Below are 22,820 nucleotides of genomic sequence, written 5' to 3' on the forward strand. Positions count from 1 at the left end.
GGGTCCACCGCGTGCCACTCGGTCGCGACCATCGCCGCCGACGACAGCCGCAAGGTCCGCAGCACCAGCACGATGTCCTGCCGCTTGCCCCTGATCAGCTCGCCGGCGACGGCCAGGACGAGCCTGCCGATGACGGGCATCAGGATGCGTTCGGCGAGCGGCGCGCAGACCGAGACGACGACGGCGAGCAGGACGCCGAGGCGACCCCCGCCCAGCGGGTGCGTGCCCCGGCCGAGACCGCCGCCCCTGTACAGGGGCGAGAACCGCCCGAGGGCGGGGACTGGAGAGATCGCCGGCCACGTTCGCCAGGCCCTGCGCGGCGAAGTCGCCGTTGGCCGACGGACGGAGCCCTCCGGATTGCGTGCGCAGGCGGCCGATGCTCGCCGCCTGCGCCAGGCCCACCAGGGCGACGGTGACGGATCCGCCGAGCAGGGCCGGTACGGCGGACAGGCCGGGTGTCGAGAAGCCGGCGATGCTGCGTACGAGTGCGACGTCCGTGCCGAGCAGAGCCCCGCCCGCAATCACCATGGCGACGGGCAGCGCGACCGGTTCAAGACGCTTCCCCGGACGGGTCGGCGCCGAAGCTCATCACCACCCAGCCGCAGCGCGCCCATCAGCCACATCACCAGACCCGCGAGCAGCGTCAGCGTCCGCGATGCGCCGCCTCCCACGTTCCGGACCTCGGACGCGTGACCGGTTCAGTCTCCGGGGCCCTGCACTCTCCGGGCGATTTCTTCGAGGGCGACGAGGTCCTCGGAGGTGAGCCGGTCGATGAAGTGGTGGCGTACCGAGGCGACGTGGGCCGGGGCGGCGTTCGCGAGCGTGTCGAAGCCGTGCTCCGTGAGGACGAGGAGGCAGCCCCTTCCGTCGGCCGGGTCCGGTTCGCGCCGCAGCAGGCCGCGGTCTTCCATCCGGGTGGCGTGCCGGGAGAGGCGGCTGCGTGACCAGTTCATCTTCGCGGCCTGCTCGTGAAGGGAGCTGGTGTGCCCGGGGCGCTCCGACAGGGTGCTCAGCACCTCGTAGTCGGGCTCGGAGAGTCCGACCGCGGCCAGGTCCCGCGCCGTGCCGGCCTGAACGGCGACCACCATGCGGCGGAACGCTCGCCATGCGCGCTCCTCGTCGGGGTTCAGCCAGTGAGCGCTCTGGTCCGACGGTTTCGTTGACATGTAATCAATCTACCGGGTAATTTCGTTTCCATGTCAACGAAAAGCCTGCGTGTCCTCGTGCTCGTGTGCAGCAATCGTCCCGGCGCCCTCGGGCCGGCGGTGGGAGAGTGGCTCGTCGGAGCGCTCGCGCCCGATGCCGTGAAACTCGGTGTCGAGCTCGTGCCCGTGGCCCTCGGTGACCTCGACTTGCCGTTCCTCGACGAGGAGGAACATCCGGCGGCAGGTGTGTACCAGCACGAGCACACGCGACGGTGGAGCGCGATCGTGGACGCTGCGGACGGATTCGTGGTGGTGACCCCGGAGTACAACTACGGGATGCCGGCGACGTTGAAGAACGCGCTGGACTACCTCCACCGAGAATGGGCCTGGAAGCCGATCGGCTTCGTCAGTTACGGCAACACCTCGGCCGGCACCCGGGCCGTCCAGCACGCCAAGCAGGTCGTGACCACGCTGCGCCTGGTTCCGCTGGGCTCCACGGTCGCGATACGCCTCCGTGACGCGGTGGAGGACGGACGGGTCCGCCCCGCCCCGGCTCTTGTCGGGACGGCCCGCGGGGTCCTGGACGAGTTGGTGCGGGTGGCCCACGCCCTTCGCCCGCTGCGGGAGCGCGGGCGACCCGGGACGACGCCCGGCCCGCTGGCGGGGTCGTACGTGAGGCGGCTGACCCCCGACGACGCGCCCGAGGTCACCGTGCTGCAGCGGTGCTGCTGGGTGGACGAGGCCCTCGCGAACGACACCTTGGCCGTCCCGGCCCTGCACGAGTCACCGCAGCAGATCCGCGACTGGCTCGCGACCTGGCACGCCATGGGGCTCTGGCGGGACGGCCGCCTCCTGGGCATGGCGCGGGCTCGACGCATCGGCACCGACTGGCAGGTGGGCCGCCTCTGCGTCGCCCCCGACCTGCGCGGCCAGGGCCTGGGTCGCTGGCTGCTCCGCACCGTCGAGTCCGCCGCCGAGCCGAACTGCTCCCAGGCCGTTCTGTTCACCGGTGCCCAGAGCAGGCGGAACATCGCACTCTATGAGAGCGAGGGGTACCGAGCGGTGCCACACTCCGGCGCTGACGGGGCGGCCTGTCTCATGAAGAACCTGGTGCTGTAGGCCCGGCTTCCACCCTCGCGGGGGACTTCCGGCTCACCCCTGCACTGTGGTGAGTCGATGGGCCCGGCGCTAGATCTGTTCTGCCGCCCACTCGGCCCACTCGCGGCGCATGGCGTTGAAGCGGAGCCCGTACTCAAGGGCGATCCGGCCGTGCGCGGACAGGTCGTCGTCGTCCCAGTCGACGGACTCCTGGACGGCTTGCAGTCGGTCGTGGCCCTGCGCGGAGATGTCGGCCAGCCATCGCAGGTACTGCCGGCCCTGGTCGGGGGTGAGGACGCCGAGGAAGAAGACCCGCAGCAGGAGGTCGCTGCGGGCGTGCAGCACCGGCGTGGTCTCGGTGAGCCAGTGCCGGAGCTCGGCCAGTCCCGTGCCGGTCAGCGTGTACTCCTTGCGGCCGCGCGGGCCCTGGGCCGCGACCGTGATCAGCCCGCTGTCGGCCAGCCTGGTCAGCTCGGTATAGACCTGGCTCTGGGTCGCGGGCCAGGCGTTGGCGAGCGACGTGTCGAACAGCTTCAGCAGGTCGTATCCGCTGGCGGGGCCGTCCGAGAGGAGTCCCAGCAGCGCGTGTCGAAGGCTCATGACCCCACCTTACATTCCAATATTGACAGGTCGATTATGACCTTCTACTTTCGACATGTCAGTTAGCGGAGCCAACGGGGGAACCACGCCATGACCTACGTCCTCACCTTTCTGCCCTGGATCGTCTACGCGGTCCTGCCGTCCGCCCACTGGCAGTGGGCGGCGCTCGCCGGTCTGGCCGTGGCGGTCGGGGTGATCGTCAAGCAGCGTGCCGCCGGGTGTCGCCCGGACGCGCTGATCATCGAGTCCGGTTCGGCCCTCTTCTTCGCCGCCCTCGCGGCCCTGGCCTTCACCGACCCCGACTCGGCGCTGCACCCCTACTCCGCGGCCCTCTCCTCCGGAGTGCTCACCCTGATCGCCGGGGCCTCGCTGGCACTTGGCCGGCCGTTCACGCTCGGCATCGCCAAGCAGTCCACGCCGCCGGAGATATGGGCCCAGCCGGTGTTCGTCCGTACCAACACCGTCATCACCGCCGTCTGGACGCTCGCCTTCGCGGCGACCGCCGCCGTCCTGGCCGTACTGGCTCACGCCGGCCAGGGCCACTCCACCGCCGCCACCCTTGTCCAGATCGCCGGCTTCGTGGTTCCGGTGGTGTTCACCAGGCGGTACGTCGCCGACGTCCAGGCCCGTGCCGGCCAGAACGTCCCCCAGTAGCCGTCCGATCCGAGCACCCGGTCCCTGCCGGCGGGCGCCGCGCAGCACTCGCCGTCCCGTTGTCGAGTGGGATGGGAGGCGGGAGGGTCGGTGCGAATGCGGGCCCGGTACATGCACATCGCCGGCCCGATGCTCCAGCAGGTGGCCAAGCAGATCGGTGGCGCGCTCCGGGACGGCCCAGAAGAAGGGGAGCGAGACCCCACCGAGGGCAACCGAGACGGAAGCTGAGACGGACAACGTCGAAGGGCCCCACCGCGAACGGTGGGGCCCTTCAACGAATTGCCCGGTGAGAGCAATGGCGGAGGATACGAGATTCGAACTCGTGAGGGGTTGCCCCCAACACGCTTTCCAAGCGTGCGCCCTAGGCCTCTAGGCGAATCCTCCGTGGAGAACATTACATGACCGGGAAGGGTGCTCGCGCACGTCATCCGGAGCGGGGGCGGACGAGGGGACGCAGGTCGGGGAGGGGGGACGGACGGGGGTTCGGATCGGGTACTCTGGGCGGAGCCCCTCACGCGGTGCTATCTGACTGAACTCCCCCAGGGCCGGAAGGCAGCAAGGGTAGGTCGGCTCTGGCAGGTGCGTGGGGGGCGCTTACGTTTCCAGGTCGCCCTGCGTTTCCAGGGGGCCTGCGCTTCCGGGCCGCCGCTCGCTGCCGCCGTGCCCGCGTGCCCAGATCGCCCGCGTTCCCGGGTCGCCCGCGCTTCCACGTCGTCGGCCCGGCCGGGCCCATCGCCGTGCCCCCGCCCGCTCCGGTTTTTCCCGGGTTGTCGGTGGGCGCCTATAACCTCGTATACGTGTCGTCTCTCGCGCTGTACCGCCGCTATCGTCCCGAGTCCTTCGCCGAGGTCATCGGGCAGGAGCATGTCACCGACCCGTTGCAGCAGGCCCTGCGGAACAACCGGGTCAATCACGCGTACCTGTTCAGCGGGCCCCGCGGGTGCGGCAAGACGACCAGTGCGCGCATTCTCGCGCGGTGTCTGAACTGCGAGCAGGGCCCGACCCCCACGCCCTGCGGGGAGTGCCAGTCCTGCCGCGACCTCGCGCGGAACGGGCCGGGGTCGATCGACGTCATCGAGATCGACGCCGCTTCGCACGGTGGTGTGGACGACGCCCGTGAGCTGCGGGAGAAGGCCTTCTTCGGGCCGGCGTCCAGCCGGTACAAGATCTACATCATCGACGAGGCCCACATGGTCACCTCGGCGGGCTTCAACGCCCTCCTGAAGGTGGTCGAGGAGCCGCCGGAGCACCTGAAGTTCATCTTCGCGACGACCGAGCCCGAGAAGGTCATCGGGACCATCCGGTCCCGGACCCACCACTACCCCTTCCGGCTCGTGCCGCCCGGCACCCTGCGGGAGTACCTGGGCGAGGTCTGCGGGCGCGAGGGCATCCCCGTCGAGGACGGGGTGCTGCCGCTGGTCGTCCGTTCCGGCGCCGGGTCCGTCCGTGACTCGATGTCCGTCATGGACCAGCTGCTCGCCGGTGCCGCCGAAGACGGTGTGACCTATGCCATGGCCACGTCGCTGCTCGGGTACACGGAAGGCTCGCTGCTCGATTCCGTCGTGGACTCCTTCGCCTCCGGCGACGGCGCCGCCGCCTTCGAGGTCGTCGACCGGGTGATCGAGGGTGGCAACGACCCGCGCCGGTTCGTCGCCGACCTCCTGGAGCGGCTGCGCGACCTGGTGATCCTGGCCGCCGTGCCGGACGCCGCCGAGAAGGGACTCATCGACGCCCCGGTCGACGTCATCGAGCGCATGCAGGCCCAGGCCTCCGTCTTCGGTGCCGCCGAGCTCAGCCGCGCGGCCGACCTGGTCAACGCCGGCCTGACCGAGATGCGCGGCGCCACCTCGCCCCGGCTGCAGCTGGAGCTGATCTGCGCGCGCGTGCTGCTGCCCGCCGCCTTCGACGACGAGCGTTCCCTCCAGGCGCGGCTCGACCGGCTGGAGCGCGGGGCGGCCGCCGCGCCCGCGCCCGTCTTCACGCCCGGACCTCCGGCGCCCGCCCTGGGGTACGTGCCCGGGCCCGAGGCCCACACCCCGATGGCCCCGCCCCCGCCGGCCCCCGCGCCCGTGCAGCCGCCGGCCTCCGCTCCTGCTCCTGTACAGCAGCCGCCTGCCCCCGCTCCCGTACAGGAGCAGCCCGCCGCGGCTCAGGCGCCCGCCGCGCCCCGGCCCGGTGCCTGGCCCGGTGCCGCCACCCCCGGCGGCGGCGCGCCCGGCGCCTGGCCCGGTGCGTCCGCGCCCGCTCCCGCGGCGCCCGCCGCCCCGGCCCCCGCGCCCGTGCAGCCGCAGTCGGCTCCGGCCCCCGTGAGCACCGGCGGGGACACGGCCCAGGTGCGGAACCTGTGGCCGCAGATCCTCGACGCCGTCAAGAACCGGCGCCGCTTCACCTGGATCCTGCTCAGCCAGAACGCCCAGGTGGCGGGGTTCGACGGCACGACGCTCCAGCTCGGCTTCCTCAACGCCGGAGCGAGGGACAACTTCGCGAGCAGCGGCAGCGAGGAGGTCCTCAAGCAGGCCCTCGCCGAGCAGTTGAACGTGAACTGGAAGATCGAGGCGATCATCGACCCCTCGGGCGGTGCCACGCCCCCGCCCGCCGCCACCGGCTTCGGCGGCTCCGGCGGCACCGGTGGCTTCGGCGGCGGAGGAGGAGGCGCCGGTGGCTTCGGCGGCGGCCGACCCGCCGCCCCCGCCTTCCAGCAGGCCCCGCCGCCCGCCCCCGCACAGGCGCAGTCCGCACCGGCCCCCGCCTTCCCGCAGGCCCAGGCGCCCGGCCCGGCGCAGGCCCCCGCGCCCTCGTACGCGCCGCCGGCGCCGCAGCCCGTGGCGCCCGAGGACGACGTCCCGGAGGAGGACGATCCGGACCTCGTCGACTCCGCCCTCTCCGGGCACGACCTGATCGTGCGGGAGCTGGGAGCCACGGTTGTGGAGGAATACACGAACGAGTAGGGGCGTCTCGCTCGGTGGCCCGCACAAGGGGCACCCCGCCCCGCGGGCTACTCTGGCAGGCGTGAAGGTCCTCGTCATCGGCGGCGGCGCCCGCGAACACGCCCTGTGCCGCTCTCTCTCCCTCGATCCCGACGTCACCGCTCTGCACTGCGCGCCCGGCAACGCCGGAATCGCGGAGGTCGCCGAGCTGCACCCCGTCGACCAGCTCGACGGCGCTGCCGTCGCCGCGCTCGCCACCGAGCTGGGCGCCGAGCTGGTCGTCGTCGGCCCGGAGGCCCCGCTCGTCGCCGGCGTCGCCGACGCCGTCCGCGCGGCCGGCATCCCCGTCTTCGGCCCGTCCCGGGAGGCGGCGCAGCTGGAGGGCTCCAAGGCCTTCGCCAAGGACGTCATGGCCGGCGCCGGCGTCCCCACCGCCCGTAGCTACGTCTGCACGACCCCGGCCGAGATCGACGAGGCGCTCGACGCCTTCGGCGCTCCGTACGTGGTCAAGGACGACGGTCTGGCCGCCGGCAAGGGCGTCGTCGTCACCGAGGACGTCGAGCAGGCCCGGGCGCACGCGCTCGCCTGCGACCGGGTGGTCATCGAGGAGTACCTCGACGGCCCCGAGGTCTCCCTCTTCGCGATCACCGACGGCACGACCGTCCTCCCGCTGAAGCCCGCGCAGGACTTCAAGCGCGCGCTCGACGGCGACGAGGGCCCGAACACCGGCGGCATGGGCGCGTACTCGCCGCTGCCGTGGGCCGACCCGAAGCTGGTCGAGGAGGTCATGGAGACCGTCCTCCAGCCGACGGTCGACGAGCTGCGCCGCCGTGGCACGCCGTTCTCCGGGCTCCTCTACGCGGGTCTGGCGATCACCAGCCGTGGCGTGCGGGTCATCGAGTTCAACGCGCGCTTCGGCGACCCGGAGACCCAGGTCGTCCTGGCCCGTCTGAAGACCCCGCTCGCGGGTGTCCTGCTGAACTCCGCCAACGGCACCCTGGACGACCAGGCCCCGCTGAGCTGGAGCGACGAGGCCGCCGTCACCGTGGTCGTCGCCTCCCACAACTACCCGGACACCCCGCGCACGGGCGACCCGATCGAGGGCCTGGACGAGGTCGCGGAGCAGGACGCCCCGCACGCGTACGTGCTCCACGCCGGTACGAAGCGGGACGGCGACGCGGTCGTGAGCGCGGGCGGCCGGGTCCTCTCGGTCACCGCCACCGGAACGGACCTGGCGCAGGCCCGCGAGCGCGCGTACGCGGCGGTCGGCCGCATCCGCCTTGACGGTTCGCAGCACCGTACGGACATCGCGCGGAAGGCCGCCGAGGCCTGATCCGGCTCGATTTCGCCCGAATTCTCTGATTCCTCTTGTGGCCGTGTGGTGCGGAACCCGTGAACCACACGGCCACAAGTGCGCCATCACCTTTACCCAAAGCCATTCCATCGAGTGACGGCTCGGCCATACGGATGACGCCCGCCACAGCCCCAACTAGGGTGCGGCGAAGGCATTCCGGCACTTGGCCCACCGGCATTGCGATGTCAGTGGCGGGTGCCACAGTGGGGGAGTGAGCAACACCGCCACAGGCAGTCCCGTCGAGGACAGGAGGGGGTGATGAACGGCGTGTCCGGTACCGGTTCCGTTGTCGGCGAGGAGTGGGGTGCGCGCGCCGCGCACTCCCGGGCCCTCGCCGTCCTCCGCGTTCGCGGCAGGGCACTGGGCCTCGCGGTGCTCCCCGCCGCGGTGGCCGTCGTCCTGTACGCGGGCGGGGTCACGGGTCATTTCACCGGGGCGGGCTGGGACACGGCCCGCTGGATCGTGACCGTGCTCGCCGTCCTCGTCCTCCTCGCCGCCGCGGCCGTCGCCCTCGTCGTCGCCCGGGCCCGCCCGGCCGCCACGCCGACGGTGGAGCTCGCCGAGACCGCCGCCCCCGATCTGTACCGGCTGGTCCGCGACCTGGCCGACCGGCTCGGCGTCCCGGCGCCCGCCGCGATAGCCCTCACCCCGGACTGCGACAGCTGGCTGGAGGACCGCACCCACCGGGCCCACCGCCATCGCCGGACGTCCGGCGGCGACGGCGCTCCCGTCCTGGTCATAGGCTCGCCCTTCCTGTGGTGGATGCGCGTCGGCGAGCTGCGGGCGGTCCTCGCGCCCGTCGTCGCAGGTACGGGACCGGCCGCCCACCCCGACATAGCCGCCGCCCGCCGGTTCATCCGCGGTCTGGACGCCGCCGTGGCCGTGCCCGGGGGCCCGGGCCTCGACCCGCTCCGCCGGCTCGGCTCCCGCGGCGTCGGGCAGGTCGCCCGCGTGCTGCTGCGCGCCTGCCGCGGGCACGCCGCCGAGATGGAGCGCGGGGTCGCCGCCGCCGGCTCGGAGCGCGCCCAGGCCGTGGACTACGGCGTACGGATCGTCGCCCAGGAGCAGGTCGGTCTGGCCTACGCGGGCTGGGACCGCCTGCTGACCAGGGTCGCGCTGCCGGCCTGGCGCATGGGCCGCTGGCCCGCCAAGCTCGACGCGGGCGTGGTCTCCGCCCTGACCGAGCTCTCCCGCCGCGACCGGCTCGCGGAGGGCTTCTCCTCCCGCCTCGGCGAGCGCCCGGCCTGCGACCTCCTGGAGGAGCCCGGCGCCGTCGACGAGGCCACCTCGCTGCTCGCCGCCCGCCTCTTCCACGGCGGCCCCGCCGAGCCCGGCCCCGACTGGGCGCCGGTGGAGTGGAGCCAGTACCCGGAGGAGGTCGTCGACCGGAAGTGGCGCACCGACGCGGCCCGACTGCACCAGGTCCTCGACGGCCTCGGCGTGGCCGGCGCCGCCGGCGGCCCGGCCTCCGACGCACCCGGCCCGACCCTGACCCGGGTGATGACCCACCTGACGACGCCCCAGCCCCAGCCCGACCCCGACCCCGACCCCGACCCCGAACCCGAACCCGCCACCGGTCCAGACCCCGCCGCCGACCCCGACCCCGAACCCGCCACCGGTCCGGACCCCGCCGCCGCCCCCGACCTCATCACCACGGAAGGCCACGACGAGGGCCGGGACGAGGACGAGGAAGAAGAAGACCCGGTCAACCCCGCCGCCGAGGCGCTCGCCGGAGCGCTCAGCGCGCTCCTCGCGCGCGAGGAGGCGGCCAGGGAGGCGCGGGTCGCCGCAGCGGCCGAGACCGCCGCCCGCACCACCGAGAAGGGGAGCGGCCCCGCGGCCCCGCACGCCGTCAGCGGCCCCGACGGACCCCTGCCGCTGTTCCCGCTCCAGCCGCCCCGTACCGGCCGTGACCTGCTCGCCGACCATGTGACCGCGATGGTCTGCTGCGCGGCCGTGGACACCGCCGAGGCGGCCCCCGGTCTCGACTGGCTCGACGGTCCCGCGCTGCTTGTCGGCGGCGAGCGGGCGGCGGACCTCGGTCCCCGGGTCCTCGCCCTCGTCGAGGACGGCGACCCGGAGCCCCTGCGGGTCTGGCTGACCCGCACCGGGGTGCGCCCGGAGAAGCCCGTACGCCTGGTCTGAGCGGCCCTGACGACCGGGAGCACGACCGGCGGCGCGACCGGGAACACGACCGGCAGCGCGACCGCCAGCACGACCGGCAGTCCGGAGCCGTCGCTTCCGCTCTCGCCAATTCACGACGAACGGTGACGGAGTGCGTGCGTTATGTGATGTGCTGGAGACCGTCACTGACAGAGGCACGAAGACAGAGGCACGAGCCACAGGCACTGACCGGCCGACCGGGGGAGTCGAGGGAGGGGCGCACATGGGGGCGGAGCAGATCAGACGGTGGGAGTCGGGTGCGCTCGCGCACGCGGTCTCCGATCCCTTCGGCCAGGGCCCGCTGCCCTGGCTGCGCGGCTCGGAGAACTACTTCGACGACACCGGTCAGATGGTCCCCTGGTACGCGGACGAGATCCTGGCCCGGGGCGGCAGCGGCGGCCCGCGCACGGCCGACGACGTCCGGCGCCAGATCAAGGGCTTCGCGTCCGACGGGGCCGTGGCGCCGGGCGAGTCCATCGACTTCCACATCACCGTGGACCCGCCGCAGCAGTTCTCGGTCGACGTCTACCGGATCGGGCACTACGGCGGCGACGGCGCCGCCAAGATCACCACCAGTCCGCGCCTCTCCGGGATCGTCCAGCCGGCCCCGCTCACCGCCGACCGCACGGTCTCCTGCCATCACTGGTGGCAGTCCTGGCGGCTGCAGGTCCCCTCGTACTGGTCGATCGGCGCGTACGTCGCCGTCCTCACGACCGCCGACGGCTACCGCTCGCACATCCCCTTCACGGTCCGCGACAACCATCCGGCCGATCTGCTCCTCGTCCTCCCGGACGTGACCTGGCAGGCGTACAACCTCTACCCGGAGGACGGCCGCACCGGTGCCAGCCTCTACCACGCCTGGGACGAGGAGGGCCGGCTGCTCGGCGAGGAGGAGGCGGCCGTCACCGTCTCCTTCGACCGCCCGTACGCGGGCGCGGGGCTGCCCCTGCACGTCGGGCACGCCTACGACTTCATCCGCTGGGCCGAGCGCTACGGCTACGACCTGGCCTACGCGGAGACGCGCGACCTGCACGCGGGCCGGGTCGACCCGAGCCGCTACCGGGGTCTCGTCTTCCCGGGACACGACGAGTACTGGTCGGCCCCGATGCGCCGCACCGCCGAACTCGCCCGCGACCAGGGCACCTCGCTCGTCTTCCTCTCCGCCAACACCATGTACTGGCAGGTGGAGCTGGGCCCTTCGCCGTCCGGGGTGCCGGACCGCCTCCTCACCTGCCGCAAGCGGCGCGGCCCCGGCCGCCCCGCGCTCTGGCGCGAGGTCGACCGGCCCGAGCAGCAGCTCCTCGGCATCCAGTACGCGGGCCGGGTGCCCGAACCGCATCCGCTGGTCGTACGGAACGCCGAGCACTGGCTCTGGGACGCCACCGGCGCGGGCGACGGCGACGAGCTCCCGGGCCTGGTCGCGGGCGAGGCCGACCGCTACTTCCCGCGCACCGCGCTCCCGGAGCACCAGGGCCGCATCCTGCTCGCGCACTCGCCCTACCGGGACGGCGAGGGGGCGCTGCGCCACCAGGAGACGAGTCTCTACCGGGCCCCGTCCGGCGCGTGGGTCTTCGCGTCCGGCACCTTCGCCTGGTCACCGGCGCTGGACCGGCCGGGCCATGTCGACGCCCGGGTCCAGCGCGCCACCGCGAACCTCCTGGACCGCATCTGCAAGAGGGACTGAGCGGGGGGTCACAGGGCCTCGCGGCCGGATCCGCCCGGATGTGCGAGAGAATCGGACTCGCTCCTGGATCAACCTACGCGGAGGAACCGTGTCCGGATTCGTAGAAAAGCCCGAGCCCGTCCAGGTCCCGGGCCTGACCCATCTCCACACGGGCAAGGTCCGCGACCTGTACCGGAACGAGGCCGGTGACCTCGTGATGGTGGCGAGCGACCGCATGTCCGCGTACGACTGGGTCCTGCCCACCGAGATCCCCGACAAGGGCCGGGTCCTCACCCGGCTCTCCCTCTGGTGGTTCGACCAGCTCGCCGACCTGGTCCCGCACCACGTGCTCTCCACCGAGCTGCCGGCCGGCGCCCCCGCCGACTGGGCGGGCCGCACGCTGATCTGCAAGTCGCTGAACATGATCCCGGTCGAGGCCGTGGCCCGCGGCTACCTCACCGGCTCCGGCCTGCTGGAGTACAACGAGTCCCGCACGGTCTGCGGCCTCGCGCTCCCCGAGGGCCTCACCGACGGCTCCGAGCTGCCCGCCCCGATCTTCACCCCGGCCACCAAGGCCGCGGTCGGCGACCACGACGAGAACGTCTCGTACGAGGAGGTCGCCCGCCAGGTCGGCGCCGAGACCGCCGCCCTGCTGCGCCGGACGACCCTCGACGTGTACGGCCGGGCCCGGGACATCGCGCGCGAGCGCGGGATCATCCTGGCCGACACCAAGTTCGAGTTCGGCTTCGAGAGCACCCCGGACGGCGACCGGCTCGTCATCGCCGACGAGGTCCTCACCCCGGACTCCTCCCGCTTCTGGCCGGCCGACGAGTGGCAGCCGGGCCGCGCCCAGCCCTCGTACGACAAGCAGATCGTGCGGAACTGGCTGACCTCGCCGGCCTCCGGCTGGGACCGCAAGAGCGAGCAGCCGCCGCCGGCGCTGCCGCAGGAGGTCGTGGAGAAGACCCGCGCCAAGTACATCGAGGCGTACGAGCTGCTGACCGGGAACACCTGGTCCTGATTCCCGGACCGGGATTCCCGGAGAGGGATTCCCGGACAGGGAACGAGAAAGCCCCCGGTCGGATCGACCGGGGGCTTCTTCATGGAGCGGACGACGAGATTCGAACTCGCGACCCTCACCTTGGCAAGGTGATGCTCTACCAACTGAGCCACGTCCGCATGCGCCGTAGCGCGCTGCTAACTATACCCAACGTCTCGGGTGCTTGTGACACACCGCCGTGTGGGGCCCTTCACATCACGTCGGGAGCACGACGAAGGCCCCGGTTCCTGAGAACCGGGGCCTTCGCACCCTGAGCGGACGACGAGATTCGAACTCGCGACCCTCACCTTGGCAAGGTGATGCTCTACCAACTGAGCCACGTCCGCATTGCTCCCGACCGGCTTCCACCGGGCGGTGCGAGCACCACTGTACCTGATGCACCGGAGTGCTAGGTAATGCGATGCAGAGCGGGTGACAGGGATTGCACACTGCGCCTTCCCCCTGGAAGGGGGCTGTTCTGCTACTGAACTACACCCGCACGCTGCTGGGGACTCGGCTTCTCGGCCTCGCCCCTCGGCGTGATCCAGACTCTAGCCGATCACCGGGGGGGCAATGCAAATCGACTCCCCGGCCCGCTCGGCGGGCGCCGGCCGGGTCCTGCGCGTCCCGCTCAGCTCGCCGCGCGGAAGGCCTCGTAGACGCGCTTCGGGATCCGGCCGCGGGCGGGCACGTCCATCTTGTTGGACTGCGCCCAGGCGCGGACCGCCGCCGGGTCGGGGGCGAGGGCGGTGTGTGTGTACGAGTCGGCCGAGAGGCTCCGGCCGGCCGCCGCCCGGGCCGGCTGCTTGCGGCCGGCGGCGAGGTAGGGCGCGAGGGCCTTGCGGAGTTTCTTTGCATTGGCAGCATTCAGGTCGATCTCGTACATCTTCCCGTCGAGGCCGAACGCGACCGTTTCAGCCGCTTCTCCGCCGTCGATGTCGTCGGAGAGAGTGACCACCACACGCTGAGCCACGGATATCGGTCCTTTCCTGCGGCCGCCGAGGCCGGGAGGGCGCTTGTGGCGCCCCTGACGTGCGACGATGCCGACCATACGGCTGTGCCGGGACAATGCTGCTTTCTTCTGGATTCCTTTGTACAGCGGTAGGCGTCGCATTGTGAAGCCCTGTCAATTGTTTCAGCGTGTCCCAGCGCAATGTGGACCGCAATATTTCGCTCGAATTTTGCGGGGGAGTGTGTACCGGGCGCGTGGAGGGCGTCCGTGTGACGCACACCGCTCTGAACCGGGCTTTTGTAGGATCCTTCAGATCTCTACCCGCGTAGAATTTGGAGGCAGGTACGCTGAGGGAACCGCCCACGCAACACACCACCGGGAGTGCCAGTGGCACGCGTCGTAGTCGACGTCATGCTCAAGCCGGAGATCCTCGACCCTCAGGGGCAGGCGGTGCAGCGTGCACTGCCCCGCCTGGGATTCGCCGGAATCGCCGACGTCCGTCAGGGGAAGCGCTTCGAGCTGGAGGTGGAGGGGCCGGTCGACGATGCCGCCCTCGCCCGCATCCATGAGATGGCCGAAACCTTCCTTGCCAACACCGTGATCGAAGACTTCATCGTGAAGGTGGAGTCGTGACCGCACGCATCGGCGTCGTCACGTTCCCCGGAACGCTCGACGACCAGGACGCGCTGCGTGCCGCCCGCCTGGCGGGCGCCGAGCCCGTCTCGCTCTGGCACCGCGACAAGGACCTCAAGCAGGTCGACGCCGTGGTCCTGGCCGGCGGCTTCTCCTACGGCGACTACCTGCGGGCCGGAGCCATCTCCCGCTTCTCGCCGGTGATGGAGACGATCATCGAGCAGGCGAAGGCGGGCATGCCCGTCCTCGGTATCTGCAACGGCTTCCAGATCCTCACCGAGGCCCATCTGCTGCCGGGCGCGATGCTGCGCAACAACCACCTCCACTTCATCTGCCGCGACCAGAAGCTGCGGGTGGAGAACGCGGAGACCGCCTGGACCTCGGACTACACCGAGGGCCAGGAGATCGAGGTCCCGCTCAAGAACATGGACGGCCGGTACGTCGCCGACGAGCGCACGCTCGACGAGCTGGAGGCCGAGGGGCGGGTCGCGTTCCGTTACGTGGCCCGCGAAGCTGATGCATTCGGTAACCCCAACGGCTCGCTGCGCGACATCGCGGGCATCACCAACGCCGCGGGCAACGTGGTCGGCCTCATGCCGCACCCGGAGCACGCCGTCGAGCCGCTGATCGGCACCGGCAAGACGGACGGCCTCGGTTTCTTCACCTCGATCCTCAAGAAGCTGGTCAACGCCTGATGAGCCTCGACACCGTCAAGCACGCGAGCGAGACGCCGGACAGCGAGCAGCCCTGGAAGGAGCTCGGCCTCAAGGAGGACGAGTACGCGCGCATCCGCGAGATCCTCGGCCGCCGTCCCACCGGCGCCGAGCTCGCCATGTACTCGGTCATGTGGTCCGAGCACTGCTCCTACAAGAGCAGCAAGGTCCACCTGAAGCAGTTCGGCGAGAAGACCCCCGAGAACGACGCCATGCTCGTCGGCATCGGCGAGAACGCGGGCGTCGTCGACGTCGGCCAGGGGTACGCGGTCACCTTCAAGGTCGAGTCGCACAACCACCCCTCGTACATCGAGCCCTACCAGGGCGCGGCCACCGGCGTCGGCGGCATCGTCCGCGACATCCTCGCCATGGGCGCCCGCCCGGTCGCGGTCGTCGACCCGCTGCGCTTCGGCGCGGCCGACCACCCCGACACCAAGCGCGTGCTGCCCGGTGTCGTCGCCGGCATCGGCGGCTACGGCAACTGCCTGGGCCTGCCGAACATCGGCGGCGAGGTCGTCTTCGACTCCTGCTACCAGGGCAACCCCCTCGTCAACGCCGGCTGCATCGGCGTGATGAAGCACGAGGACATCCACCTCGCCAAGGCCTCCGGCCCCGGCAACAAGGTCATCCTGTACGGCGCCCGCACGGGTGGCGACGGCATCGGCGGCGTCTCGGTCCTCGCGTCCGAGACCTTCGACGACACCAAGCCCACCAAGCGCCCCGCCGTCCAGGTCGGCGACCCCTTCCAGGAGAAGCTCCTCATCGAGTGCACCCTGGAGATCTTCAAGGAGAAGCTGGTCGCGGGCATCCAGGACCTCGGCGGCGCCGGGCTCTCCTGCGCGACCTCCGAGCTGGCCTCCGCCGGTTCCGGCGGCATGCGGGTCGACCTGGAGAAGGTGCACCTGCGCGACGCGACCCTCTCGCCCGAGGAAATCCTCATGAGCGAGTCGCAGGAGCGCATGTGCGCGATCGTCGAGCCCCAGTACGTCGACCGCTTCCTGGAGATCTGCGAGAAGTGGGACGTCATCGCCGTCGTCATCGGTGAGGTCACCGAGGGCGAGCGCCTGGAGATCTTCTGGCACGGCGAGCAGATCGTCGACGTGCCGCCGCGCTCCGTCGCCCACGAGGGCCCGACCTACCACCGGCCGTTCGCGCGCCCGGACTGGCAGGACGCGCTCCAGGCCGACGACGCCGGCAAGCTGCCCCGGCCGCAGAACGGCGCCGAGCTGAAGGACCAGGTCCTCAAGCTCGTCTCCTCCCCGAACCAGGCCTCGAAGTCCTGGATCACGGACCAGTACGACCGGTTCGTGCAGGGCAACACGGTCCTGGCGCAGCCCGAGGACGCGGGCATGGTCCGTATCGACGAGGAGACGAACCTCGGCGTGGCCATGGCGACCGACGGCAACGGCCGGTACGCGAAGCTCGACCCGTACACGGGTGCGCAGCTCGCGCTGGCGGAGGCGTACCGCAACGTGGCCGCCTCCGGTGCCAAGCCGCTGGCGATCTCGGACTGCCTGAACTTCGGTTCGCCCGAGGACCCGGCCGTGATGTGGCAGTTCGCCGAGGCCACCCGTGGTCTCGCGGACGGCTGCCTGCAGCTCGGCACCCCGGTGACGGGTGGCAACGTCTCCCTGTACAACCAGACCGGTGAGGTCGCGATCCACCCGACGCCCGTCGTGGCCGTCCTCGGTGTGATCGACGACGTCAACCGCCGTACGCCGATCGCCTTCGCGGAAGAGGGCCAGCTCCTCTACCTGCTCGGCGACACGCGTGAGGAGTTCGGCGGCTCGGCCTGGTCCGAGGTCATCCACCAGCACCTCGGCGGTCTGCCGCCGGCCGTGGACCTCGACCGGGAGAAGCTGCTCGGCGAGATCCTGATCTCGGCCTCCCGCGACGGCATGATCGACGCGGCGCACGACCTGTCCGACGGCGGTCTCGTCCAGGCGGTCGTCGAGTCCTGCCTGCGCGGCGGGAACGGCGCGCGGCTGGTCGTCCCGGAGGGCCTGGACGCCTTCACGTTCCTCTTCAGCGAGTCGGCCGGCCGTGCGGTCGTCGCCGTCCCGCGCAGCGAGGAGCTCCGCTTCACCGACATGTGCGGTGCGCGGGGTCTGCCGGCGACCCGGATCGGTGTCGTCGACGGTGACGCGGTGGACGTGCAGGGCGAGTTCGCGCTCTCCCTCACGGAGCTGCGCGAGGCGCACGAGGCGACGATCCCGGGCCTGCTGGCCTGATCCGACGCCGTATCCGTACGGAAACGAGCCCCCGCCCTCGCCTGGGCGGGGGCTCGACGTCTTCCTCAGGCCTGGGAGTAGAAGGCGTCGAGTTCGGTGATGTCCTCGACGCACTCGTCGACGTCCGAGACCTTGCCTCCGATGATCGTGAAGAACATGGCGCCGTTCATCTCGATCCCGCGATCGCCGTGTTCGGCGTAGAACTTGTGGGTCGAGATCACATGGCCACGGCCGTCGGGGTAGATGCCGCCCAGCTCGACGCGCATGCTGCCGCCGGTGTACTCGAACATCTCGCCGAACATGGCCAGGACGTTGTCCCGGCCCTTGAAATGCCCGCCGAACCGGGTGCTGCCGGGTGCGTGGTGGATACAGTCGCTGGTCATGGTGGCCCCGAGAGCCTCCATGTCACCCTTGGTGAACGCTTCGTAGCCCCGGCGCACGAGTGCGGCATCGGGGTGCTCGTGGTGGGTCATGGTCCCGTCGCCTGCTTTCGCTGCGATTGGCTCCGTTCCTTCCAGTCTCAGGGCTAGCCTCGGGCCATGCCACCCGCCAAGAAGCGTCCCCGTACGTACGACTCCGCCAAGACCAGGGCGGCGGTCCTGGCCCAGTTCCGGAACGTCCGGGAGGCGGTGGCCGCGCTCACGCCCGAGCAGCTGGACGGGCCGACGCGCCTCGGGGAGTGGACGGTGCGGGAGCTGGCGGCGCACCTGACGATGGTGCTCGCGTCCCTGTCCCGGAAGCTCGCGGAGCCCGAGCCGCTGCGGCGGGAACTCGCCCTGGTCGACTGGCCCCTGGCCACGGCGACGGCGGCGGGGAGCATCGACGAGGACACCCGGGCGATCGACACGGGCGACCTGCCGGCGCTGTACGCGGAGACGCTCGCGCGGTACGAGGAGGCGCTCGCGTCCGCCTCCGACGAGCGGCTCGTCCCGACCCGCTTCGGCGTGATGCGGCTCGGGGACTTCCTCGTCACCCGCGCCGTCGAACTCGTCGTCCACACCGACGACCTGAACGCGGCGACCGGCGCGGACGTCCCGTACGACCGGCAGGCCCTCGCCGCCTGCACCCGGCTGCTCGCCGACGCCCTCGCGGCGAAGGCCCCGGGCGGTGCGGTGGAGGTGCGGATCCCGCCGTACGCGGTGGTGCAGTGCGTGGAGGGCCCCCGGCACACCCGGGGCACCCCGCCCAACGTGGTGGAGACGGACCCGCTGACCTGGATCAGGCTCGCGACGGGGCGTACGGACTGGGCGGCGGAGCTGGACGCGGCCCACATCAGCGCGAGCGGCGAGCGCGCCGACCTGAACGACCTGCTCCCCCTGATGGGCTAGCCCCGGAACCGTACGCCGGGTCGGTCCGTCCCACCTGCATGCCGAAGCCACGCGCACTCGTCGTCCTGGTTCCCCTCCTTCTGCTCACGGCCTGCGGTACGGAAGGAGGGGCGGGGAGCGGGGCGGGCGCGGGAGAGCCCGACCTGCCGGTCGCCGGCACGTCCTGGACGGTCGACGCCGTCACGGTCGACGGCGCCAGGTCCGCCGCGCCCGACGGCGCGCGCGTCGACTTCGAGGAGGACGGCCTCGCCGGGGGGAACAGCGGCTGCAACACCTTCGGCGCCCCCGTCCTGCTCCGGGGCGACACCCTCACCGTCACCCTCGCCGAGGTGACCGGCAAGGCCTGCACCGGCGACCGGGGGCGCTTCGAGGCGCAGTTCCTGAAGGCCTTCTCGGGCCCGCTGAAGGGGACGATGAAGGGCGACGGCCTGCGGTTCACCTCGGCCGACGGGCGCAACAGCGTGGAGCTGACCTCCGAGCCGGCCGTCCCGCTGCTCGGCACCACCTGGAAGATCGACGGGCTGGTCTCGCGCGCCGGTACGCCCTCCTCCCTGCCCGCCGGCAGCGGGGCCAAGGCGCGGTTCGTCCTCGGCGCCGACGGCCGGGTCACCGGCAACCTCGGCTGCAACAACTTCTCCGCGACCGCCCGCGTCGACGAGAAGGCCCGCACCCTCACCGTCGAGGGCCCGGCGGCGACGACCCGGATGATCTGCACGCCCCCGCAGATGAAGCTGGAGACGCGGCTGTACGAGCTCCTCGACGGCCCGCTCACCTATCGGCTGAACCACCGAACGCTGACCCTCACCGACGCCTCCGGCGAAGGCCTCACAGCGACCCCGACCGTCCGCTGAGCGGCTGCCGATTGCGGCGTCCGTCACATCGCCGGACCGCCCCGGGCCTGGTACGAGCGTCCGCTCGCCGGGGCCCGGGGGCCGGAATCCCTTACCCCGCCTGCTTCGTAGCCCTCTCCAGGCCGGAGTTGATCATTTCGTGTGATCGCACGAGGGCTGCCACCTCCACATTTCCTCAATTCGGACCAGTGGTCGAGCCCGTCTACACTCGGAAACGTGCCACGCGGAGACGGTCGACTCAATCACGATCTGCTCCCCGGTGAGAAAGGCCCCCAGGACGCTTGTGGCGTCTTCGGTGTCTGGGCTCCGGGTGAAGAGGTCGCAAAGCTCACGTACTTCGGGCTCTATGCCCTCCAGCATCGGGGCCAGGAATCCGCGGGAATCGCGGTAAGCAATGGCTCCCAGATCCTCGTCTTCAAGGACATGGGACTTGTCTCCCAGGTCTTCGACGAGACTTCTCTCGGTTCCCTCCAAGGTCATATCGCGGTCGGTCACGCCCGCTACTCGACCACCGGGGCTTCCGTGTGGGAGAACGCGCAGCCGACGTTCCGGGCGACCGCCCACGGCTCGATCGCGCTCGGCCACAACGGCAACCTGGTGAACACGGCGCAGCTCGCCGAGATGGTCGCGGACCTGCCCAAGAAGGAAGGCCGCACCACCCGCGTCGCGGCCACCAACGACACCGACCTCCTTACGGCGCTGCTCGCCGCACAGGTCGACGAGGACGGCACGCCGCTCACCATCGAGCAGGCCGCCGCGAAGGTCCTCCCCGACGTCCGGGGCGCCTTCTCCCTCGTCTTCATGGACGAGCACACGCTCTACGCGGCCCGTGACCCGCAGGGCATCCGCCCGCTGGTCCTCGGCCGTCTGGAGCGCGGCTGGGTGGTCGCCTCCGAGTCCGCCGCCCTCGACATCTGCGGCGCCAGCTACGTCCGCGAGGTCGAGCCGGGCGAGATGATCGCGATCGACGAGAACGGCATCCGCACCTCGCGATTCGCGGAAGCGAAGCCCAAGGGCTGTGTCTTCGAGTACGTGTACCTGGCCCGTCCGGACACCGACATCGCCGGCCGGAACGTGTACCTCTCCCGCGTGGAGATGGGCCGCCGCCTCGCGAAGGAGGCGCCGGTCGAGGCCGACCTGGTGATAGCGACGCCGGAGTCCGGCACCCCGGCCGCCATCGGCTACGCCGAGGCCTCGGGCATCCCCTTCGGCGCCGGCCTGGTGAAGAACGCCTACGTCGGGCGCACCTTCATCCAGCCCTCCCAGACCATCCGCCAGCTGGGCATCCGGCTGAAGCTGAACCCCCTCAAGGAAGTCATCAAGGGGAAGAAGCTCGTGGTCGTGGACGACTCGATCGTCCGCGGCAACACCCAGCGCGCCCTGGTCCGGATGCTCCGCGAGGCCGGTGCGGCCGAGGTCCACATCCGGATCTCCTCGCCGCCGGTCAAGTGGCCCTGCTTCTTCGGCATCGACTTCGCGACCCGCGCGGAGCTGATCGCCAACGGGATGTCGGTCGACGAGATCGGCAAGTCGCTGGGCGCGGACTCGCTCTCGTACATCTCCCTGGAGGGGATGATCGAGGCGACCACGATCCAGAAGCCGAACCTCTGCCGTGCCTGCTTCGACGGCGAGTACCCGATGGAGCTGCCGGACCCCGAGCTGCTCGGCAAGCAGCTCCTGGAGACCGAGCTGGCCGCCGGCCCGGCCGCCACCGCGGCCTCCGACGCGCTCCGTCGCCCGTAAGACCCCCCGGCTGCCCGCGCCGCCTGTGCGGCGCGGGCGGTACGAGCAGCACGACGACACGAAAGCTCTGAACCCATGTCTCAGACCACCGGTGCCAGCTACGCGTCCGCGGGCGTCGACATCGAAGCGGGCGACCGCGCCGTCGAGCTCATGAAGGAGTGGGTGAAGAAGACGCAGCGCCCCGAGGTCCTCGGCGGCCTCGGCGGTTTCGCCGGCCTCTTCGACGCCTCCGCCCTCAAGCGCTACGAGCGTCCGCTGCTCGCCTCGGCGACCGACGGCGTCGGCACGAAGGTCGACATCGCCCGCCAGATGGGCGTGTACGACACGATCGGCCACGACCTGGTCGCGATGGTCATGGACGACATCGTCGTCTGCGGCGCCGAGCCGCTCTTCATGACCGACTACATCTGCGTCGGCAAGGTCCACCCGGAGCGGGTCGCCGCCATCGTCAAGGGCATCGCCGAGGGCTGTGTCCTGGCCGGCTGCGCCCTGGTCGGCGGCGAGACGGCGGAGCACCCGGGCCTCCTCGGCCCGGACGACTTCGACGTCGCCGGCGCGGGCACGGGTGTCGTGGAGTACGACCGGCTGCTCGGCGCCGACCGTATCCGTACGGGGGACGCGGTCATCGCCATGGCGTCCTCGGGCCTTCACTCCAACGGGTACTCGCTCGTGCGGCACGTGGTCTTCGACCGCGCCGGCATGACCCTCGACCAGCAGGTCGAGGAGCTCGGCCGGACGCTCGGCGAGGAGCTCCTGGAGCCCACGAAGATCTACTCGCTGGACTGCCTGGCCCTCACCCGGACCACGGACGTCCACGCCTTCAGCCACATCACGGGCGGCGGCCTGGCCGCCAACCTGGCGCGGGTGATCCCGGACGGCCTGCACGCCACGGTCGACCGTTCGACCTGGGCGCCGGGCGCGATCTTCGACCTGGTCGGCAAGGCCGGTCAGGTGGAGCGCCTGGAGCTGGAGAAGACCCTGAACATGGGCGTCGGCATGATGGCCGTCGTGCCGGCCGAGTCCGTGGACGTGGCCCTGGCGACCCTGGAGGACCGCGGGGTCGAGGCCTGGGTCGCGGGCGAGATCACCGAGCGCGGCGCGCACACGACGGGCGCGGAGCTGGTCGGGGACTACGCGAAGTAGTCCGTACGAGGCAGGACGGCGGGGCGCTCCTGAGGGGCGCCCCGTCGGCGTATCCGCTCTCCGTGCCGTCCGTGTGCGGACAGCACAGAAACCCGGCCGGGTGACCCCGGTCCGGGTTTCGGTGATTCAGAAGGTCAAGCGCGACGCGGGGACGCGCCAGGACCGGACTGGTCGTCCTCGTCCTCGTCGTCCTCGTTATAGAGATCCGCGTACTGGGCGTACGGGTCGTCTTCCTCGTCGTCGTCCTCGAACGGCTCGCCATTCGGCGGCTGGTTCGAAGTCGAAGCGCCCAGCTCATTGGCCAGACGCGTCAGGTCTGTCCCGCCGCTGCTGTACTTCAGCTGGCGGGCGACCTTGGTCTGCTTGGCCTTTGCCCGGCCGCGCCCCATGGCTCGACCCCCTCGGTGACGGGGCTCGTCGGCCCCAGAGTCTTGACACGCGTTCATGATTCGGAACGGACTCTCGACAGAGAGACCGGTCCGTAGGGCTTCAACGGTACCTGTTTCCGTGGGTCTACGGTACGCCGCGCGCATCACATACCCCGGTACAGAACCTTCGAGGTGCCCTTTCCTCGCTGGTCAAT

At 71.4% G+C, this 22,820-nt stretch carries 19 protein-coding genes, 4 tRNA genes and 1 other RNA gene; 15 read left to right on the forward strand and 9 right to left on the reverse strand.

Features of this window, described 5'->3' with window-relative positions:
* Positions 1 to 698: 698 nt before the first annotated feature.
* A complete protein-coding gene (locus ACN9M0_RS19100) occupies positions 699 to 1,166 on the reverse strand; it encodes a MarR family winged helix-turn-helix transcriptional regulator (RefSeq protein WP_366037486.1) in 468 nt (155 codons plus the stop codon).
* 30 nt (positions 1,167 to 1,196) lie between these two features.
* Here ACN9M0_RS19100 and ACN9M0_RS19105 point away from each other — a divergent pair, with 30 nt between their 5' ends.
* Positions 1,197 to 2,264: a GNAT family N-acetyltransferase gene (locus tag ACN9M0_RS19105; protein WP_399696310.1), complete on the forward strand. Its 1,068-nt coding sequence runs from the start codon at positions 1,197 to 1,199 to the stop codon at positions 2,262 to 2,264.
* A 69-nt stretch (positions 2,265 to 2,333) separates the two neighbouring features.
* On the opposite strand, the gene ACN9M0_RS19110 is transcribed toward ACN9M0_RS19105, so the two are convergent.
* Entirely contained in the window at positions 2,334 to 2,843 is a 510-nt protein-coding gene (locus ACN9M0_RS19110; protein ID WP_366037484.1) for a PadR family transcriptional regulator, read from the reverse strand.
* A gap of 90 nt (positions 2,844 to 2,933) precedes the next feature.
* Here ACN9M0_RS19110 and ACN9M0_RS19115 point away from each other — a divergent pair, with 90 nt between their 5' ends.
* The gene (locus ACN9M0_RS19115; RefSeq protein ID WP_426403939.1) at positions 2,934 to 3,497 is read left to right on the forward strand and encodes a hypothetical protein; all 564 of its coding nucleotides are present in this window, start codon (positions 2,934 to 2,936) and stop codon (positions 3,495 to 3,497) included.
* Positions 3,498 to 3,793: 296 nt separating this feature from the next.
* Here the strand turns inward: ACN9M0_RS19115 and ACN9M0_RS19120 are convergent.
* A tRNA-Ser gene (locus tag ACN9M0_RS19120) sits at positions 3,794 to 3,881 on the reverse strand.
* 118 nt (positions 3,882 to 3,999) lie between these two features.
* Here ACN9M0_RS19120 and ffs point away from each other — a divergent pair.
* From ffs to ACN9M0_RS19150, 6 genes are all read left to right on the forward strand, one after another.
* Positions 4,000 to 4,098: signal recognition particle sRNA small type (ffs, locus tag ACN9M0_RS19125), an RNA gene on the forward strand.
* Between the two features lie 196 nt (positions 4,099 to 4,294).
* Positions 4,295 to 6,445: a DNA polymerase III subunit gamma and tau gene (locus tag ACN9M0_RS19130; protein WP_426403940.1), complete on the forward strand. Its 2,151-nt coding sequence runs from the start codon at positions 4,295 to 4,297 to the stop codon at positions 6,443 to 6,445.
* 61 nt (positions 6,446 to 6,506) lie between these two features.
* A complete protein-coding gene (gene purD, locus ACN9M0_RS19135) occupies positions 6,507 to 7,757 on the forward strand; it encodes a phosphoribosylamine--glycine ligase (RefSeq protein ID WP_366037481.1) in 1,251 nt (416 codons plus the stop codon).
* Positions 7,758 to 8,036: 279 nt separating this feature from the next.
* Positions 8,037 to 9,923, forward strand: a complete 1,887-nt coding sequence (locus ACN9M0_RS19140; protein WP_426403941.1) for a hypothetical protein — start codon at positions 8,037 to 8,039, stop codon at positions 9,921 to 9,923.
* A gap of 241 nt (positions 9,924 to 10,164) precedes the next feature.
* Positions 10,165 to 11,625 carry a N,N-dimethylformamidase beta subunit family domain-containing protein gene (locus tag ACN9M0_RS19145; protein ID WP_399696314.1) on the forward strand — a complete coding sequence of 487 codons (1,461 nt, stop codon included), beginning with the start codon at positions 10,165 to 10,167 and terminating at the stop codon, positions 11,623 to 11,625.
* A gap of 88 nt (positions 11,626 to 11,713) precedes the next feature.
* Positions 11,714 to 12,625 carry a phosphoribosylaminoimidazolesuccinocarboxamide synthase gene (locus tag ACN9M0_RS19150; protein ID WP_366037477.1) on the forward strand — a complete coding sequence of 304 codons (912 nt, stop codon included), beginning with the start codon at positions 11,714 to 11,716 and terminating at the stop codon, positions 12,623 to 12,625.
* Between the two features lie 82 nt (positions 12,626 to 12,707).
* On the opposite strand, the gene ACN9M0_RS19155 is transcribed toward ACN9M0_RS19150, so the two are convergent.
* The 4 genes from ACN9M0_RS19155 to ACN9M0_RS19170 form a co-directional block, all read right to left on the reverse strand.
* Positions 12,708 to 12,783 (reverse strand) — tRNA-Gly (locus tag ACN9M0_RS19155).
* A 134-nt stretch (positions 12,784 to 12,917) separates the two neighbouring features.
* Positions 12,918 to 12,990: transfer RNA gene (locus tag ACN9M0_RS19160), tRNA-Gly, on the reverse strand.
* Between the two features lie 80 nt (positions 12,991 to 13,070).
* A tRNA-Gly gene (locus ACN9M0_RS19165) sits at positions 13,071 to 13,142 on the reverse strand.
* Positions 13,143 to 13,274: 132 nt separating this feature from the next.
* Entirely contained in the window at positions 13,275 to 13,616 is a 342-nt protein-coding gene (locus ACN9M0_RS19170) for a histone-like nucleoid-structuring protein Lsr2 (protein ID WP_366037476.1), read from the reverse strand.
* Positions 13,617 to 13,982: 366 nt separating this feature from the next.
* On the opposite strand from ACN9M0_RS19170, the gene purS reads away from it, so the two are divergent.
* From purS to purL, 3 genes are read left to right on the forward strand one after another with little or no spacing between them, the layout of a single operon-like run.
* On the forward strand, positions 13,983 to 14,228 hold the full coding sequence (gene purS, locus ACN9M0_RS19175) for a phosphoribosylformylglycinamidine synthase subunit PurS (RefSeq protein WP_017240564.1): 246 nt from the start codon (positions 13,983 to 13,985) through the stop codon (positions 14,226 to 14,228).
* Positions 14,225 to 14,923, forward strand: coding sequence for a phosphoribosylformylglycinamidine synthase subunit PurQ (purQ, locus tag ACN9M0_RS19180; RefSeq protein ID WP_366037475.1), 699 nt, complete (start codon positions 14,225 to 14,227; stop codon positions 14,921 to 14,923). The genes purS and purQ overlap by 4 nt, the downstream gene beginning before the upstream one ends.
* On the forward strand, positions 14,923 to 17,172 hold the full coding sequence (gene purL / locus ACN9M0_RS19185; RefSeq protein WP_366037474.1) for a phosphoribosylformylglycinamidine synthase subunit PurL: 2,250 nt from the start codon (positions 14,923 to 14,925) through the stop codon (positions 17,170 to 17,172). Before purQ ends, purL begins: the two co-directional genes overlap by 1 nt.
* A 65-nt stretch (positions 17,173 to 17,237) precedes the next feature.
* Here purL and ACN9M0_RS19190 read toward each other — a convergent pair whose 3' ends face one another.
* Positions 17,238 to 17,645, reverse strand: a complete 408-nt coding sequence (locus ACN9M0_RS19190; RefSeq protein ID WP_366037473.1) for a nuclear transport factor 2 family protein — start codon at positions 17,643 to 17,645, stop codon at positions 17,238 to 17,240.
* A 66-nt stretch (positions 17,646 to 17,711) separates the two neighbouring features.
* On the opposite strand from ACN9M0_RS19190, the gene ACN9M0_RS19195 reads away from it, so the two are divergent.
* From ACN9M0_RS19195 to purM, 4 genes are all read left to right on the forward strand, one after another.
* Positions 17,712 to 18,500, forward strand: coding sequence for a sterol carrier family protein (locus ACN9M0_RS19195; RefSeq protein ID WP_426403942.1), 789 nt, complete (start codon positions 17,712 to 17,714; stop codon positions 18,498 to 18,500).
* Positions 18,501 to 18,538: 38 nt separating this feature from the next.
* The gene (locus ACN9M0_RS19200) at positions 18,539 to 19,351 is read left to right on the forward strand and encodes an META domain-containing protein (RefSeq protein ID WP_366037471.1); all 813 of its coding nucleotides are present in this window, start codon (positions 18,539 to 18,541) and stop codon (positions 19,349 to 19,351) included.
* Positions 19,352 to 19,567: 216 nt separating this feature from the next.
* Positions 19,568 to 21,094 (forward strand): amidophosphoribosyltransferase, encoded by a 1,527-nt coding sequence (purF, locus tag ACN9M0_RS19205; RefSeq protein WP_399696316.1) that lies wholly within the window; start codon positions 19,568 to 19,570, stop codon positions 21,092 to 21,094.
* A gap of 75 nt (positions 21,095 to 21,169) precedes the next feature.
* A complete protein-coding gene (gene purM, locus ACN9M0_RS19210) occupies positions 21,170 to 22,237 on the forward strand; it encodes a phosphoribosylformylglycinamidine cyclo-ligase (RefSeq protein ID WP_399696317.1) in 1,068 nt (355 codons plus the stop codon).
* Positions 22,238 to 22,371: 134 nt separating this feature from the next.
* Here purM and ACN9M0_RS19215 read toward each other — a convergent pair whose 3' ends face one another.
* Complete coding sequence (locus ACN9M0_RS19215) at positions 22,372 to 22,626, reverse strand: DUF3073 domain-containing protein (RefSeq protein WP_366037467.1); 255 nt, start codon at positions 22,624 to 22,626, stop codon at positions 22,372 to 22,374.
* Positions 22,627 to 22,820 lie beyond the last annotated feature (194 nt).

Source organism: Streptomyces sp. R-07 (assembly GCF_049913175.1).
Taxonomy (GTDB): Bacteria; Actinomycetota; Actinomycetes; order Streptomycetales; family Streptomycetaceae; genus Streptomyces.

Bases quoted from the DNA above. Each gene is read 5' to 3' on its own strand.
- ACN9M0_RS19195 (WP_426403942.1), top strand. From the start codon at position 17,712: ATGCCACCCGCCAAGAAGCGTCCCCGTACGTACGACTCCGCCAAGACC.
- ACN9M0_RS19105 (WP_399696310.1), top strand. From the start codon at position 1,197: ATGTCAACGAAAAGCCTGCGTGTCCTCGTGCTCGTGTGCAGCAATCGT.
- ACN9M0_RS19145 (WP_399696314.1), top strand. From the start codon at position 10,165: ATGGGGGCGGAGCAGATCAGACGGTGGGAGTCGGGTGCGCTCGCGCAC.
- ACN9M0_RS19200 (WP_366037471.1), top strand. From the start codon at position 18,539: ATGCCGAAGCCACGCGCACTCGTCGTCCTGGTTCCCCTCCTTCTGCTC.
- ACN9M0_RS19190 (WP_366037473.1), bottom strand. From the start codon at position 17,645: ATGACCCACCACGAGCACCCCGATGCCGCACTCGTGCGCCGGGGCTAC.
- purL (WP_366037474.1), top strand. From the start codon at position 14,923: ATGAGCCTCGACACCGTCAAGCACGCGAGCGAGACGCCGGACAGCGAG.
- ACN9M0_RS19115 (WP_426403939.1), top strand. From the start codon at position 2,934: ATGACCTACGTCCTCACCTTTCTGCCCTGGATCGTCTACGCGGTCCTG.
- ACN9M0_RS19100 (WP_366037486.1), bottom strand. From the start codon at position 1,166: ATGTCAACGAAACCGTCGGACCAGAGCGCTCACTGGCTGAACCCCGAC.
- ACN9M0_RS19110 (WP_366037484.1), bottom strand. From the start codon at position 2,843: ATGAGCCTTCGACACGCGCTGCTGGGACTCCTCTCGGACGGCCCCGCC.
- ACN9M0_RS19140 (WP_426403941.1), top strand. From the start codon at position 8,037: ATGAACGGCGTGTCCGGTACCGGTTCCGTTGTCGGCGAGGAGTGGGGT.
- purM (WP_399696317.1), top strand. From the start codon at position 21,170: ATGTCTCAGACCACCGGTGCCAGCTACGCGTCCGCGGGCGTCGACATC.
- ACN9M0_RS19215 (WP_366037467.1), bottom strand. From the start codon at position 22,626: ATGGGGCGCGGCCGGGCAAAGGCCAAGCAGACCAAGGTCGCCCGCCAG.